This is a genomic window from Phenylobacterium glaciei (genome assembly GCF_016772415.1).
GTDB classification, from domain to species: Bacteria; Pseudomonadota; Alphaproteobacteria; order Caulobacterales; family Caulobacteraceae; genus Phenylobacterium; species Phenylobacterium glaciei.
Window position 1 is genome coordinate 3,120,347 of the sequence record NZ_JAGSGD010000001.1, and the last position, 12,368, is coordinate 3,132,714.

At 69.4% G+C, this 12,368-nt stretch carries 11 protein-coding genes; 6 read left to right on the forward strand and 5 right to left on the reverse strand.

Features of this window, described 5'->3' with window-relative positions; translation table 11 throughout:
* The 3 genes from JKL49_RS15385 to JKL49_RS15395 all read right to left on the reverse strand — a co-directional run bounded on the left by JKL49_RS15385 (window position 1) and on the right by JKL49_RS15395 (window position 1,595).
* Window positions 1-288 carry a putative quinol monooxygenase gene (locus JKL49_RS15385; RefSeq protein ID WP_215341500.1) on the reverse strand — a complete coding sequence of 96 codons (288 nt, stop codon included), beginning with the start codon at window positions 286-288 and terminating at the stop codon, window positions 1-3.
* 218 nt (window positions 289-506) lie between these two features.
* Entirely contained in the window at window positions 507-794 is a 288-nt protein-coding gene (locus tag JKL49_RS15390; protein WP_215341501.1) for a hypothetical protein, read from the reverse strand.
* 102 nt (window positions 795-896) lie between these two features.
* Window positions 897-1,595 (reverse strand): J domain-containing protein, encoded by a 699-nt coding sequence (locus JKL49_RS15395; RefSeq protein WP_215341502.1) that lies wholly within the window; start codon window positions 1,593-1,595, stop codon window positions 897-899.
* Between the two features lie 71 nt (window positions 1,596-1,666).
* On the opposite strand from JKL49_RS15395, the gene JKL49_RS15400 reads away from it, so the two are divergent.
* The gene (locus JKL49_RS15400) at window positions 1,667-5,269 is read left to right on the forward strand and encodes a hydantoinase B/oxoprolinase family protein (protein ID WP_215341503.1); all 3,603 of its coding nucleotides are present in this window, start codon (window positions 1,667-1,669) and stop codon (window positions 5,267-5,269) included.
* Window positions 5,270-5,298: 29 nt separating this feature from the next.
* A complete protein-coding gene (locus JKL49_RS15405) occupies window positions 5,299-5,916 on the forward strand; it encodes a hypothetical protein (protein WP_215341504.1) in 618 nt (205 codons plus the stop codon).
* 135 nt (window positions 5,917-6,051) lie between these two features.
* On the opposite strand, the gene JKL49_RS15410 is transcribed toward JKL49_RS15405, so the two are convergent.
* Window positions 6,052-6,471, reverse strand: a complete 420-nt coding sequence (locus JKL49_RS15410; protein ID WP_215341505.1) for a GNAT family N-acetyltransferase — start codon at window positions 6,469-6,471, stop codon at window positions 6,052-6,054.
* A 188-nt stretch (window positions 6,472-6,659) separates the two neighbouring features.
* Here JKL49_RS15410 and JKL49_RS15415 point away from each other — a divergent pair, with 188 nt between their 5' ends.
* Window positions 6,660-7,610 (forward strand): cation diffusion facilitator family transporter, encoded by a 951-nt coding sequence (locus JKL49_RS15415; RefSeq protein WP_215341506.1) that lies wholly within the window; start codon window positions 6,660-6,662, stop codon window positions 7,608-7,610.
* Window positions 7,611-7,759: 149 nt separating this feature from the next.
* Here JKL49_RS15415 and JKL49_RS15420 read toward each other — a convergent pair whose 3' ends face one another.
* Entirely contained in the window at window positions 7,760-8,980 is a 1,221-nt protein-coding gene (locus JKL49_RS15420) for a glutamate carboxypeptidase (protein WP_215341507.1), read from the reverse strand.
* A 174-nt stretch (window positions 8,981-9,154) separates the two neighbouring features.
* Between JKL49_RS15420 and JKL49_RS15425 the strand changes: the two genes are divergently transcribed.
* The 3 genes from JKL49_RS15425 (at window position 9,155) to JKL49_RS15435 (ending at window position 12,252) form a co-directional block, all read left to right on the forward strand.
* Window positions 9,155-10,216 carry a S41 family peptidase gene (locus tag JKL49_RS15425; protein ID WP_215341508.1) on the forward strand — a complete coding sequence of 354 codons (1,062 nt, stop codon included), beginning with the start codon at window positions 9,155-9,157 and terminating at the stop codon, window positions 10,214-10,216.
* A 216-nt stretch (window positions 10,217-10,432) separates the two neighbouring features.
* On the forward strand, window positions 10,433-11,071 hold the full coding sequence (locus tag JKL49_RS15430) for a DsbA family protein (protein ID WP_215341509.1): 639 nt from the start codon (window positions 10,433-10,435) through the stop codon (window positions 11,069-11,071).
* A 2-nt stretch (window positions 11,072-11,073) separates the two neighbouring features.
* The gene (locus tag JKL49_RS15435; protein ID WP_215341510.1) at window positions 11,074-12,252 is read left to right on the forward strand and encodes a BaiN/RdsA family NAD(P)/FAD-dependent oxidoreductase; all 1,179 of its coding nucleotides are present in this window, start codon (window positions 11,074-11,076) and stop codon (window positions 12,250-12,252) included.
* The last annotated feature ends 116 nt before the right edge of the window (window positions 12,253-12,368 follow it).

Genomic DNA, 12,368 nt, shown 5'->3' on the forward strand with positions numbered 1-12,368 from the left:
CTAAACGCCGTCGAGGTATTCGATTTCGGGACGGCCGCCCATGCAGGGCCCCATCTTGGCGCCGGCGGCCTTGAAGTAGTCCGTGCCGCCGTGGGCGGTCAGGGAGTCCTGATCCTTGTAGAGCTCCAGGACCTTGTAGGTCTGGGGATCGGTGCGGCTCTTGGTGAGCTGATAGGCGAGGTTTCCGGGCTCATTGGCCCGCACCTGCTTGGCGAGGTCGGTGAAGATCGCCTCGAATTCCGCGTTCTTGCCTTCAGCGACCTTCAGGACCGCGATCACACCAATCATGCCGTTCTCTCCCAACGCTTGTTTGAAGCGACGGTAGAGGGGGTGATGCAGCCGGGCAAGCCCTACGCAGCGTCAGCGTGAGAGGAGGAGAACTGCCCATCACCCGCTCGTCCCGGCGAAGGCCGGGATCCAGGTCGTAGGTCATGGCCTGGGCCAAGAGCCCTGAATGCTGCGGATGTATCTGGGTCCCGGCCTTCGCCGGGATGAGCGGATCTAAATTACCGCCGGTCGTTCCAGCCGTAGGCGACCCAGTGGTGGCCGCCCAGGTTGCGGGCTTCGAGGACGCCGTCGTCGCGACGGGCATGGGCCGTGCGCTTGGCGCGCAGGGCGAGGCCGGCCAGCGCCAGCAGGGCCGAGGACATCACCGCGATCACCACCACCGTGGCGGCGGCGAACAGGGCCAGGACCGCGGCGATGACGACCGCAGCCGTGGTGGCCAAAGCGCCGCCCAGCACCGCGAAACTGCGAAGCGCCGAACCGTGTTTGCGGGCGAATTCCCTGACCATGGCTTCCTCTGGCGCCACCTCTTCCGGTGGCTTCAACGACTATGTTGTTCCGGCGATACGCGCCGTCAACGCTTCAAGACGCAAAAAACAACGAAACCAGCGTTATGCCACCCCTTCGAGCGCCATTTCCCGGCGTTCGCGCATGATGGTGTCGAAGGCTGAGTTGATGGCGGCGGCCTTGGCCTCCGCCACCTCGATGAATTCGTTGGGCAGGCCACGCGCCCGGGCGCGGTCCGGGTGGGCGACGATCAGCGCGCCCTTCCAGGCGCTGCGGACCTCTTCGTCGGGGGCGTCATGGGGCACCCCCAGCACGCCATAGGGGTCCTCGGCGCTGAGGCCCAGATGGGTGGCCTTCAGCCGGCGGAACACCAGGGGCGAGAAGCCGAACAGCACCGCCACATGCTCCAGATAGACCAACTCGTCATAGGTCACCGCCCCGTCCGAGCCAGCGATGTGGAACAGGCCGTCCAGGACGTCCTCCAGCAGAGCCGGGCAGTTGCGATAGCGCTTGGCCAGCCGGATCGCATAGCTCTCGTAGCCCCGGGTGGTCTGCCGGGCCAGGTCGTACAGGCGGTGGATGTTGCGCTCCGACGCCGCGTCGGTGTGGAACACCTGGGCGAAGGCGTCGAACTCGCCCACGCTGGCCCGGCCATCGGCCTTGGCGAGCTTGGCGCCGAGCGCCGTGACGGCAGTCGTGAAGGTGGGATCCTCGCCGGGCAGGCCCGGAGGACACTCGTCGCAGTCTTCGCAACCATCGGGGCGGCGGACGGCGAGCCCAGCAATGTTGCGCCAGAAACTCATGGGAGTATCGACAAGGCTACTTCCGCAACGCAGCAAACACAACGCGCATGATCCCGCAGGCAGGTTAAGTTTTGGACAGACTCTGGAGTTTCTGGATCGACCGCGGCGGCACCTTCACCGACGTGATCGGCAGGGCGAGCGACGGCGAGGAGGTCTCGCGCAAGCTGCTGTCCAGTTCGCCGGCCTATGAGGACGCCGCCGTCGAGGCGATGCGCCGGGTGCTGGGCGCGGGTCCCGGATCCCGCTTCCCGGCCGAGCGGGTGGAGGCCATCAAGATGGGCACCACCGTGGCCACCAACGCCCTGCTGGAGCGGCGCGGCGCCAAGACCCTTTTCGTGGCCACCCAGGGCTTCGCCGACGCCCTGATGATCGGCGACCAGTCCCGCCCCGACCTGTTCGCCCTCAACATCGTCCGCCCCGAGCCGCTCTATTCCGGCGTCGTCGAGGCCAGGGAACGCCTCGCCGCTGACGGCGCCGTGGTGGAAACCCTGGACCGCGACGACCTCGCCGCCAAACTGAAGGCCGCCGTCGCGCAGGGCTACACCGCCGCCGCCATCGCCTTCCTGCACGCTGACCTCAACCCGGCCCACGAGGTCGCGGCGGGCGACCTGGCCCGCGCCGCGGGCTTCGAGTTCGTGGCCCTGAGCCACGAGGTCTCCCCCCTGCCCCGCTACATTCCCCGCGCCGAGACCACCGTGGCCGACGCCTATCTGACCCCGGTGCTGCGCGCCTACGTCGAGAAGGTGGCCGGCGCGGTGCCCGGCGCCCCGCTCTATTTCATGACCTCAGCCGGCGGTCTGGTGCGGGCCAGCGCCTTCCGGGGCCGCGACGCCGTGGTGTCGGGCCCGGCCGGCGGCGTGGTGGGGGTGGCCAACACCGCCGACGCCGCCCGGGCCGAGCAGGCCCTGGGCTTCGACATGGGCGGCACCTCCACCGATGTCTGCCGTTATGCCGGACGCCTGGAGCGCCGCGACACCGCGACGATCGCCGGCGTGAAACTGCGCAGCCCGATGCTGGACGTGGAGACCGTTGCGGCGGGCGGGGGCTCGATCCTGTTCTTCGATGGCCTGCGCGCCCGGGTCGGTCCCCATAGCGCCGGCGCCAATCCCGGCCCCGCCGCCTATGGCCGCGGCGGTCCCGCGACGGTGACCGACGCCAACCTGGTGCTGGGCCGCCTAGATCCGCGCTTCTTCCCGGCCATCTTCGGGCCTACCGCCGACGCGCCCCTGGACGTGGACGCCGCCCGCGCCCGCCTCGCCGAACTCGCCGAGGCCATGGGCGCGGCCAGCGTCGAGGCCGCCGCCGAGGGCTTCGTGGCCATCGCGGTTGAACAGACCGCCCAGGCCGTGCGCCGCATCTCCACCGAGCGGGGCTTCGACCCGCGCGGGCATGCGCTGGTGGCCTTCGGTGGCGCGGCGGGCCAGGTCGGCTGCCAGGTGGCGCAGGCGCTGGGCGTCGATGAGGTGCTCTGCCCCCGCTACGGCAGCGTGCTCTCGGCCTGGGGCATCGGCCAGGCCCGGGTCACCGCCCTGAAGCAGGCCGGGCTCGACGCCACCCTCGACGACGCCGGCCTCGCCCGCGCCGCGACCCTGCTGGAGGGCGTCGAAGCTGAGGCCCGCCAGGCGTTGGCCGACCAGGGCGCCGACGACGGCCAGCTCACCCGCACCCTACGCCTGCGCTACGACGACGCCGACGCCGAACTGCCCACGGCGCTCGGCCCCCTGGCCGAGGTCAAGGCCGCCTTCGAAACCGCCCACCGCCGTCTGTTCGGTTTCGTTGAGCCCGACCGGACGATCATCATCGCCAGCGTCGAAGCCGAGGCCATCCAAGACACCGCTCATCCCTGCGCAAGCGGGGACCCAGGTGGTTTATCCAAGCGCGCCGAGCCTTCCGAAAAGAGCCTGGGTCCCCGCTTTCGCGGGGATGAGCGGATAGAGATGTTCGCCCACGGCGAAGCCACTCCCGCCCCCATCGTCGCCGCCGAGACGCTCACCACCCTGGACGGCCCGGCCCTCATCGTCCGCCCCGACACCCAGATCGCCCTGCCGCTGGGCTGGCGGGCCACCGCCGAAGAGGGCGGCCTGATCCGCTTGACCCGTGCCGGCGGCGTGCAGCTCCGCGCCATCGCCCTGGACCGCCCCGACCCGGTCACGCTGGAACTGTTCAACCGCCGCTTCATGGGGGTCGCCGAGGCCATGGGCGCGGCCCTGGAGCGCACCGCCCACTCGGTGAACATCAAGGAGCGGCTGGACTTCTCCTGCGCCCTGTTCGACGCCGACGGCGGCCTGGTGGCCAACGCCCCGCACATGCCGGTCCACCTGGGCTCCATGGGCGCCAGCGTCCGGGCCGTCCGCGACCGCCACCCGACGCTCGCGCCCGGCGACGCCTTCGCGCTGAACAACCCCTATGCCGGCGGCACCCACCTGCCCGACATCACCGTGGTCATGCCGGTGTTCATGCCCGGGTCCCAGACGGCCGCCTTCTACGTCGCCGCCCGCGGCCACCATGCCGATGTCGGCGGGGTGCAGCCGGGCTCCATGCCGCCCTTCTCAAGGACCATCGACGAGGAGGGTGTCATGCTGGACGCCATCCCGATCATGCGCGGCGGCGGCTTTCTTGAAGCCGATGCGCGGATAGCCCTGGGGGCTGGACGCTGGCCATCCCGCGCCCCGGACCGCAACATCGCCGACCTCAAGGCCCAGATCGCCGCCTGCCAGGCCGGCGCGTCGGCTGTGGCGGGCATGATCGAGGGCTTCGGCGGCGACGTCGTGGCCGCCTACATGACCTTCGTACAGCGCAACGCCACGGCCAGCGTGCGCCGCGCCATCGGCAGGCTCTCCAACGGCGAGGCCCGCGTGCCCATGGACGGCGGCGGCCAGATCGTCGTGGTCACCACGGTGGACGCCGTCGCCGGCGAGGCGACGCTCGACTTCCGTCAGTCCGCCGACCAGCTGCCATCCAATTTCAACGCCCCCTCGGCCATCGTCGACGCCGCGGCCCTCTATGTCTTCCGCACCCTGGTGGACGACGACATCCCGCTGAACTCCGGGTGCCTGGCGCCGCTCAACATCCTGACCCGCCCCGGCTCCATGCTGGCCCCCGCCCCGCCCGCCGCCGTGGTGGCCGGCAATGTCGAGACCAGCCAGCACGTGGTGGACGCCCTCTATGCGGCGCTGGGCGTGATGGCCAACGCCCAAGGGTCGATGAACAACTTCACCTTCGGCGACGAGACCCGCCAGTACTACGAAACCCTCTGCGGCGGCGCCGGCGCCACCGCGGACGCCGATGGCGCCAGCGCCGTCCACACCCACATGACCAACTCGCGTCTGACCGACCCGGAGATCCTGGAGCGCCGCTTCCCGGTCCGCGTCGAGACCTACGCCATCCGCGAGGGCTCAGGCGGCGACGGCGCGCACCGCGGCGGGGACGGGGCGGTGCGGCGCGTCCGCTTCCTGGCGCCCATGGAGGCCGCCCTGCTCTCCACCCGCCGCGACCATGCCCCCCAAGGTATCGCCGGCGGCGGCCCGGCCTTGATGGGCGAGCAGCGTTTGATCAGCGCCGATGGCGCGGTAAAGGAACTGCCGGGCTGCTTCTCCGTTACGGTCCAGCTTGGCGACGTGATCGAGATCAAAACCCCGGGGGGCGGTGGGTTCGGATCACGCGCCGCCTCCTGATCGACACAGTTTCAAGGTTCCAAGGCTCCATGTCCGCACTCATCGCCGCCCTCGCCCTGTTCGCCGCCGCCGAGCCCGCCGGTTCCGCGCCCGCCTATAACGACCGCACCCTCACCGAGGACATGCCCTATCCCGCCGGTGCTCCCCACGACGACTACGGCCTGGTGGGCTGGTGCTACGGGGCCCTGCGCGGCTACGTCGACCTGCACGATCAGATGATGCCTGACGTCACCGAGATCGAGAAAACCCCGCCGGTGAACCCCGCCACCACCCTGGCCGAGAAGATGGCGGCCTATTCCACCATCCAGGCGCAGGCGCAGAAGGACATGAAGCTTTTCGGCCGCGCCATGGAGACCGCCGAGCGCGCCAGCCTCAAGCCGATCAACATCGTCGGCGCCGCCGCGGTGAAGAAGGGCCACGCCACCTGGAACGCCGCCAGCGCCATGCCCAAGCGCCAGGTCGCCCAGAACTGGATGGGCTGGACCCTGCCGGTCCGCTGCGTCCCCACGGCCCACGCCCTGGAGGAACGCGCCAAGCTGATGGGCAAGACCTTCCAGGCGAACACTGACCCCGCCGACGTCGCGCCCGAGCCGGCGCCTGCCGAGCCCACCCCGGAAACCGCCGGCGCCGTGGCCCCGACTCGGTAACCCGACACCGCCCGATCTTGTGACCCCGAAAGCCAACGCGCCGACCCCGTGCGCCAGCCGCCAGGCGTCGCGCGGACGACACTGGCCGGCTGACAACCCTTCCGCGCCGACGTGGGACGTCGGTTCTGCGCGCGACTACAGGTCCTTGCGCATGAACCAGCGGGGGAACATCGGCGCCGGGCCGTCGATCTGGCCAAACACTTCAAACCCCAGCCGCTCATAGAAGGCTCGCGCCTGGAAGGCGTAGGTGTCGAGCCACATATTGTGACAGCCCCGGGCGACCGCCTCGGCCTCCGCCTTCCCCATCAGCCGCGTCCCCAGCCCCTCGCCGCGAGCGCCCTCCGGCGTCACCACCAGGCCGATATAGAAGGAGCCCCAAAGCGACAGCGCCCAGAGCCCGCCCAGCACCTCATCGCTGTCGGCTTCGGAGATGGTCAGCGCGAAGGGCTCCCCTTGCGCGTCCCCCACGGTCTTCTGGTTGAAGGCCAGCAGCGGAGCCCAGATAGGCATGTAGGCGTCGTCGGGGCGCGCGGCCCCGCGGATGATCAGATCCATGTTTTTGTCTTTCAGATGATGCGCGCACACAGGCGCTGGAGCACGACCCAGAGGGCCGCACGGTCAGGTCGAAGGGGCTGGAGGCGCGGCTAGACCGCGACGAAACCGATCATCATGCCGACAGGCTAGCCAAGCTCGCTCGCGATGGCGACAGACGATTTCGCCCCTGCCGCGTTCCCCCACGACCCATGGCCCACTCGCGCACCGTCATCTTCGCCGCCCTGGCCGGCAACACCGCCATCGCGGTGACCAAGTTCGCCGCGGCGATCCTCACCGGCTCCAGCGCCATGATGAGCGAGGCGATCCACTCCGTCGTCGACACCGGCAACCAGCTGCTGCTGCTCAACGGCCTGCGCCGCGCCGCCAAGGACCCCACCGAGCGCCATCCCCTGGGCTACGGCCTGCAGCTCTACTTCTACACCTTCGTGGTGGCCGTCCTGATCTTCGGGGTCGGGGCCGTGGTCTCGGTGCTGCACGGCATTGAGCGCATCCGAAATCCCGAGCCCATCGAGAACGCCTGGGTCAACTACGCGGTCCTGGCCTTCGGGGTGATCTTCGAGGGCGCGGTGTGGATCGTGGCGCTGAAGTCCTTCAACACCGAGCGCGCCGGCCGCGGCTGGGTGGAGGCCGTGAAGTCCAGCAAGGACCCCACCGTCTTCACCGTGCTGTTCGAGGACACCGCCGCCCTGCTGGGCCTGCTGGTGGCCCTGCTGGGGGTGTTCTTCTCCCAGACCCTGAACATGCCGGTGTTGGATGGCGTCGCCTCCGTCGGCGTCGGCCTGATCCTGGGCTTCACCGCCTTCTTCCTGGCCGCCGAGAGCCAGAGCCTGCTCACCGGCGAGGCCGCCGCCCCCCATACCCGCACCGAGATCAAGGCCATCGCCGACGCCCAGCCGGGCGTGGCGCGGGTCAACGAGCTGCTGACCATGCACTTCGGCCCCAGCGACATCCTCGTGGCCCTCAGCCTCGACTTCGACGACGCCATGCCCGCCGGCGAGGTGGAGCGCACCGTCAGCCGCATCGAGAAGGCCATCAAGTCCGCCCACCCCGACGTCACCCGCATCTTCATCGAAGCCCAGAGCTTCGAGGGGCATTGGGGGTCAGATGTGGAAGAACGCGCGTCAGAACTGTCCAACTAACCACCGTCATCCCCGGGCTTGTCCCGGGGACCCATGATCTCCGCCCATCCGCAGATCGCGCGGCAGACGCCAGGGATGCTTGCTGAATCTCTGAGATCATGGGTGGCCGGGACAAGCCCGACCATGACGATCCATAGGTTGGGGATGGATCAAGTCTTCGGCGGGTTGGCGCTCAGATCCATGATCAGCTTGGTCAGCAGATACAGCCGCGGCGTCACCGACTTCAGGTCCATGAACTCCTTCTCGGAGTGGAAGCCGCCGCCCACCGGACCCAGCCCATCCAACGCGGGCGTGCCCGCCTCATAGGCTAACGCCGACTGCGACGCCCCGCCATTGCCGCCGGTGCCCAGCTTCAATCCGAGGCCGGCATAGATGGCCTGGGCGCGCACCGCCAAGGCGTCCGTCGCCGGATTGCTGGCCAGCGGCGGGAAAGACACTTCCCGGGTCACCGTCACCGTGGTGTCGGGCACCACCGTGGTCTTGGCGGCGGCCTGCAGGGCGGCCTCGACGTCGTCGAACTCGCTCTTCTTGCGGGCCCGCACATTCAGCTGCGCCCGGGCGGCCTCGGGGATGATGTTGTAGCGCGAGCCGGCCTGGATGATCGTCAGGTTCACCGTCAGGCCGTCGCCCGAGTGCGGCATGGGCTCCACGGTCGCCAGCTGGTGGATCAACTCGACAGCGGCGTTGCGGCCGTCCTGGGGCGCGACGCCGGCGTGGGCGGCGCGGCCCTTCACGTCGATGTTCATGGTCGATGAGCCCTTGCGCCACACCGTGATCACGTCGGGCGCGTCGCCGGGCTCCAGATTCAGCTCCACGTCGTGGGATTTCACCAGCCTGTCGATCAGGGCCCGCGTCCCCGGCGAGCCCCGCTCTTCACTCGTCTCGATCAGGAAGGTGATCTTGGCGAAATTCTTGAACCCCATGTCGTGCAGGATCTGCAGCGCGTAGAGCCCCTCGATCACCCCGCCCTTCTCGTCGGCGACGCCAGGCCCCCGGGCGTGGTCGCCCTCGACCGAGTACGACCACTTGGCTGTCGTGCCCGGCCCGAACACCGTGTCGATATGGCCGATCATCAGGATCTTGGCCTTGCCGGTCCCGGTCAGCGTCGCGACCGTGTTCTCCGGCAGGCCGGGGATTTCGGCGGGCACGCTCTCGATGGTCATGCCCAGCGCCTTGAGCCGGGGGATCAGGACGGCGGCGACCTTGCGGCCGCCCTCGATGTCACCGGTGCCGCTATCGATGTTCACCACCGACTTCAGCAGCTCGAGCTGGCCCTCCCGAGCCTTCTCGACCGCCGCCCACACCTTGGCGTCCTTGCCCGCCGCCAGGGCCGGACCGGTGCTCACCAGCAGGGCCGCCACAGCCGCCATAGCAACCCGACTCGTAAGCATTCGATCACTCCGCAAAACCGAGGCGCGGAGTTTGGCTGTCCGACGAACACGATCAAGGGGAAACAGCGAACCTGCTTGGCCAAGCTTACCGGAGCTTAACTTGCCGTCGTCCAGAGACCCCGCCTATCACCGCGCCAGTCCTGGAGACCTTTCATGCGTCGTCATCTGGTGGCCGCCGGCGCGGCTCTCGTCCTCGTCACCGGTCTCAACGGCGTTACGCACGCCCAGACCGCTCCGGCCGCCGCCGCCGTGGCCAAGCCCATGGACGCCGCCGAGCGCCGCGATGTGATCGAGAAGCTGGCCACGGCGCTCAAGGCCAACTTCCTGTTCCCAGACATCGGCGCGAGGTACGCCGGCCAGCTGCGGGCCAACCTGGCCGCGGGCGCCTATGAAGGCCTCACCGACCCGACCGCCTTCGGAGAGAAGGTGACCAGCGACCTCCAGGCGCTCGCGAAGGACGGCCACCTGCGCCTGGCCCCCGAGAGCGCCTGGAACACCCCGCGCCCGCCCGCCGCCGACATTCCGGCGAGCGCGCGCGCCTCGGGCCCTCCCGGGCTGGAGGACGCCCGGATGATCGGGGACGTCGCCTATCTGCGCTTCAATCAGTTCGTTGATGAGCCGCCCGAGCCGGAGAAGGCGCGGGCCTTCCTGCTGGCCCATGCGGACGCCAAGGCCGTCATCATCGACGCCCGGCCGCATCGGGGCGGGGGCTTGGCCGTGATGGACGCCATCCTGCCCCTGCTCTACGCCAAGACCACCCATCTGGTGCGGATGGACACCCGCGCCGGTATCGAGGATAGCGGCCCGCTGACCGACGGCCCGACCCTGGTCCGCCAGGCCTCCCCGCCGACCCTGGTCAGCCACGACCACGTCGTGACTCCCGACAAGGGTGAGACGCGCCTGCAGAAGGTCCCGGTCTACTACCTCACCTCGCGCCGCTCGGCCTCGGCGGCCGAACATCTGGCGCTCGCCTTCAAACGCACCCACCGCGCCACTCTGGTGGGTGAGACCACGCGGGGCGCGGGCCACTATGGCGGGGTCCTTGAGGTCGGCGACCGCTTCGGCGCCTTCGTCCCCGTCGGCCGCTCCTACGACCCCGACACCAACTGGGACTGGGAAGGCAAGGGCGTCACCCCCAACGTCGCCGTTCCCACCGACCAGGCCCTGGACGAGGCCCTGAAGCTGGCCAAGGCCGCGGGCGCGCATCCGGGGTAGTCCAACCACCTAACCTCCGTCATCCCCGGGCTTGTCCCGGGGACCCATGATCTCCGTCTAGCCGCAGGTCACGCGGCGGGCGCCACATCCATCTTGCTGGACCACGGAGATCATGGGTGGCCGGGACAAGCCCGGCCATGACGATCAGGGGGGAGTGTTAGGAGCGCACAAACCCACTCACGACGCCCCCGTCGCTGGTGCTACACTCAGCCCACCATGCAGACCCCGCACCTGATCTACTTCGCCGACGCCATGTGCTCGTGGTGCTACGGGTTCTCGCCGGTGATCGCCGACATCCGCAAGACCTTCGGCCGCGCGCTGCCGATCCAGCTGATCATGGGCGGCCTGCGTCCGGGGACCGACACGCCCATGACCGACAAGGCCAAGACCGAACTGGCCGGCCACTGGACCCACGTCACCGAGGCCTCCGGCCTGCCCTTCGATCCCGCCGTCCTCGACACCCCGGGCTTCCTCTATGACACCGACCCGGCGGCCCGCGCCGTGGTCTTCGTGCGCCGCCACGACACCGAGCTGGCCCTGACCTTCCTCGGCGACCTGCAGGCCGCCTTCTATGCGCAGAACACCAACATCGCCGACCCCGAGGTCCTGGCCCGGCTGATCACCGAGCGCGACATGGACGGCCAGCGGTTCCTCGACATCTTCGACACCGACGACCTCAAGCACGAGACCTGGCGCGACTACGGGACCTCGCAGCAGGCCGGGGTCACCGGCTTCCCGACCCTGATCGCCGGGCCCACCGAGGCCGGCGCCTATGGCGTTGTCACCCGCGGCTACCAGCCCGGGACCGCGGTCGTGCCGATGCTCGAAGCCTGGCTCTCCGGCCCGCTCAACTAGCCATGCAAAGCTTCGACGTCGTGGTGGTGGGCGCAGGCGCCGCCGGGATGATGTGCGCCATCGAGGCGGGCAAGCGCGGCCGCTCGGTCCTGGTGGTGGATCACGCCAAGGCGGCGGGCGAGAAGATCCGCATCTCCGGCGGCGGCCGCTGCAACTTCACCAACATCAACGCCAATCCCACCAACTTCATCTCGACCAACCCGCGCTTCGCCAAGGGGCCGCTGCGCCGCTATCCGGCAAAGGCCTTCGTCGCGCTCGTCGATAGCTACGGCATCGCCTGGCACGAAAAAACCCTGGGCCAACTGTTCTGCGACGAGACCGCCAAGGACATCATCGCGATGCTGCTGGCGGAGATGAAGGCCGCAAAGGTCCAGCTGCGCCTGGCCACCGCCGTGGCAGGCGTGACCAAGACCGCCACCGGCTTTGACCTTGCCCTGCCCGGCGGCGCGGTCAGTTGCGCCTCGCTCGTCGTCGCCACCGGCGGCAAGTCGATCCCGAAGATGGGCGCCACCGGCTGGGGCTACGAGATCGCCGCCCAGTTCGGCCTTCCCCTGGTGGAGACCCGTCCCGCCCTCGTGCCCCTGACCTTCGAGGTCGGCGCCCTGGAGAAGCTGAAGCCCCTGGCCGGCGTCGCCGTCGACGCCGTCGTCGCCTGCGGCAAGACCAGGTTCACGGAAGCCATGCTGTTCACCCACCGCGGGCTCTCAGGCCCCGCCATCCTGCAGATCTCCTCCTACTGGCGCGAGGGTCAGGAGATCACGCTGAGCATGGCGCCCAGCGTCGACCTGATGGCCGCCATGAAGCTCGCCAAGACCACCCGCGGCCGCCAGGCTGTGGCCACCGTGCTCGCCGACCACATTCCCAAGCGCCTGGCCCAGATGGTGGCCGAGGACGAGGGCGCGCTGGGCAATATCGCCGACCTGCCAGACAAGGTGCTGACCCGCGTCGACGCCGCTGTGAACCGCTGGACCGTCAAGCCGGTGGGGTCGGAAGGCTACCGCACAGCCGAGGTCACCCTGGGCGGGGTGGACACCGAAAGCCTCGATCCGGGCACGATGCAGGCGCGCGACGTTTCGGGCCTCTATTTCATCGGCGAGGTGGTGGACGTCACCGGCTGGCTCGGCGGGTACAACTTCCAATGGGCCTGGTCCTCGGGATGGTGCGCCGGACAGGCCGTCTGACGGGCCCAAGCTCGGCCTCGGTGCGTCAAAACGCGCTCGTTATTCACCAAGCCCGATTCACGTTTCTTCACGTCTCTCACGCAACGTTGGGTTTCAACCCGACGGCCCGAATGGCC